Origin of the sequence: Streptomyces sp. SM11, assembly GCF_002910905.1 — a bacterium.
Classification (GTDB): domain Bacteria; phylum Actinomycetota; class Actinomycetes; order Streptomycetales; family Streptomycetaceae; genus Streptomyces.
On the sequence record NZ_NEUE01000114.1, the window covers coordinates 1 to 3230 of the forward strand.

Below are 3230 nucleotides of genomic sequence, written 5' to 3' on the forward strand. Positions count from 1 at the left end.
TCGAGGCACTCAACCCGGACCGCACCGTCGCCCGGCACCCGCTCTTCCAGCACATGCTGGTCCTCCAGAACAACACCGCCTCCACCCTCGACCTCCCCGGCGTGACGGCCGAACACCACCCGCTGGACCACCGCGTCGCCAAGTTCGACCTCACCTTCTTCGCCGAGGAACTCCCCAACACGGACACCGGGTTCGGCGGACTGCGGTGGGACGTGGAGTTCGCGACGGACCTCTACGACCGCTCGACGGTGGAATCCATGACCAGCCGGCTGATCCGGATCCTGGAAGCCGTCGTGGCCGACCCCGACATCCCCGTCACGGGCATCGGCCTCCTGGACCCCGCCGAGGAACACCGGGCCCTGCACGAATGGAGCGGATCCTCAGTACCGGCCGGCGACAACCGCCCGGTGCAGACGGTGTTCGAGGAACAGGCCCGCAAGACCCCCGACCGGATCGCACTGATCCAGGGCGACGAACAGATCCCGTACAACCTTCTCGACACCCGCGCCAACCAGCTCGCCCGGCATCTGCTGGCCCGGGGCGTGCGACGCGGCGACATCGTCGGCGTGTACCTGGAACGCGGACCCGCCCTGGTCACCGCCCTGCTCGCCGTACTGAAAGCGGGAGCCGCCTACACACTGCTCGACCCGGCCTTCCCCGTGGAACGGCTCACCGCCGTCATCGCCGACGCCGGCGTACGCCACGTGGTGTCACGACGCGAACAGGCCGCCGAACTGGGCGAGGGCCCGGCATACGTCCTGCTCGACACCGACGAGGACGGCAGACGGATCGACCAGCTGGACGGCAGCGGCCCCGGCACACAACAGACCTGCGGCCCCGACGACGCGGCCTGCGTGATGTTCACCTCCGGCTCGACCGGCCGCCCCAAAGGCGTCGTGGCCCCGCACCGGGCCCTGGTCTCCACCTTCGTCGGACCCGACTACCTGGAGTTCCGACCCGACGACGTCTACCTCCAGTCCTCACCGGTCTCCTGGGACGCCTTCGCCCTGGAGATCTTCTCCCCCCTCCTCCACGGCGGAACCTCCGTCCTGCCCGTCGAATCACGCACAGACCTCACAGAACTGACCACCCTGGTCACCGAACGCGGCGTGAGCGTCCTCCAGCTCTCGGCAAGCCTCTTCAACGTCCTGGTCGACGACCACCCACAAGTCCTCACCCACCTGCGCACCGTCATGACCGCCGGAGAAGCCGCATCCGTCTCCCACGTCGAACGAGCCCGCACCCTCCACCCCCACCTGCGCATCCTCAACGGATACGGCCCCGTCGAATCCATGGGCTTCACCACCTCGTTCACCGTGGACGAGATCCACACCGGAGCCACATCGATCCCCATCGGCTCCCCCCTCGCCGGCAAACACGCCTACGTCCTCGACACACTGCTGCGCCCGGTACCACCCGGCGTCCCCGGCGAACTGTACGTAGCCGGCTCCGGCCTGGCCCGCGGCTACGCAGGCCGGCCCGGCCTCAGCGCCGAACGCTTCGTCGCCAACCCCCACGAACCCGGCAAACGCATGTACCGCACCGGAGACATCGCCCACTGGCGAACAGACGGCACCCTGGAATTCGTCCGCCGACAGGACGACCAGGTCAAGATCCGCGGCTTCCGCGTCGAACCCCGCGAAATCGAAGCAGCCCTCGCCCGCTTCCCCGGCGTCCTACAGAACACCGTCACAGCCCGCGAAGACCGCCCCGGCGAGAAACGCCTCATCGCCTACGCCGTCCCGGCCACGGGCAGCACACTCGACGCGGACGAACTACGCCGCTTCATAAGCCAGACACTGCCCGAATACATGGTCCCGGCAGCCGTCGTCGTCCTGGACGCACTGCCACTCACCCCCAACGGCAAACTCGACCGCAAGAAACTCCCCGAACCACCGATGAACGGCTCAGCCACCGGCCGCGGCCCACGCACCCCGACCGAGGAAGTCCTCTGCGGACTGTTCGCCGAAGTACTCGGCATCCCACGAGCCGGCGCCGACGACAGCTTCTTCTCCCTCGGCGGACACTCCCTCCTCGCCATCCGCCTCATCAGCCGCATCCGCTCAGCCCTCGGCGCCGAAGTCACCATCCGCACCCTCTTCACGACACCCACCCCCGCCGGACTGGCCACCGGACTCAGACCACCCACCGAAACACGCCCCGCACTGACAGCAGCACAAACACGACCCGACCCACTCCCCCTGTCATTCGCCCAACAACGACTCTGGTTCCTGGGCGAATGGGAAGAAGGCGGCTCGACCTACAACATCCCCCTCGCCCTCCGCCTCCACGGACCACTCGACCAGAACGCACTCAGCACAGCACTCGACGACGTCGCCCAACGCCACGAAGCCCTACGCACCACCATCCGGTCCCTGCACGGCGAACCCCGGCAGCACATCGCCGCCGACCCGCGGGTCCCGCTGGTGGTCCGCGCCTGCACCGAGGACGAGGTCCACGAACTCGCCGGCCGGGCGGCCGGGTACGAGTTCGACCTCGCCGCCGAGCTGCCCCTGCGCGCCGAGCTGCTGAGGCTGGCGCCGGAGGACCACGTACTTCTGCTCGTCCTGCACCACATCGCCGGCGACGGCTGGTCCATGGCCCCGCTGGCCCGCGATCTGAGCCTCGCCTACGCGGCCCGTGCCGCCGGCGATCCCCCCGACCAGGCCCCGCTGCCGGTGCAGTACGCCGACTACGCGAGCTGGCAGCGCGAGGTCCTCGGCGACCAGCGCGACGAAGACAGCCTGACCGTACGTCAGTTGCGGTATTGGGAGGGTGTGTTGGCGGGGGCTCCGGAGGAGTTGGAGCTGCCGATGGACCGGCCGCGTCCGCCGGTTCCCTCGCACCGCGGTGATCTCGTCACCACCCTGACGGACCCCGGGCTGCACGCCGGGCTCGTCGCCCTGGCCCGGAAGAACGGCACCACCCTGTTCATGGTGCTGCAAGCGGCGCTGGCGACGCTCTACTCACGGCTCGGCGCGGGCACGGACATCCCGCTGGGCACAGCGACAGCCGGACGCACCGACGAGAAGCTGGACGACCTGGTCGGCTTCTTCGTCAACACCCTCGTACTGCGGACGGACACCTCCGGCGACCCCACCTTCCGCGAACTACTCGACCGGGTACGCACCACCGACCTCGACGCCTACGCCCACCAGGACCTGCCCTTCGAACGGATCGTCGAGGCACTCAACCCGGACCGCACCGTCGCCCGGCACCCGCTCTTCCAG

At 69.1% G+C, this 3230-nt stretch carries 1 protein-coding gene; it reads left to right on the forward strand.

What is annotated here, in order from left to right; genetic code table 11:
* A partial coding sequence (locus tag B9S58_RS08080; protein WP_146063479.1) for a non-ribosomal peptide synthetase occupies nt 1-3230 on the forward strand: 3230 nt, incomplete at both ends.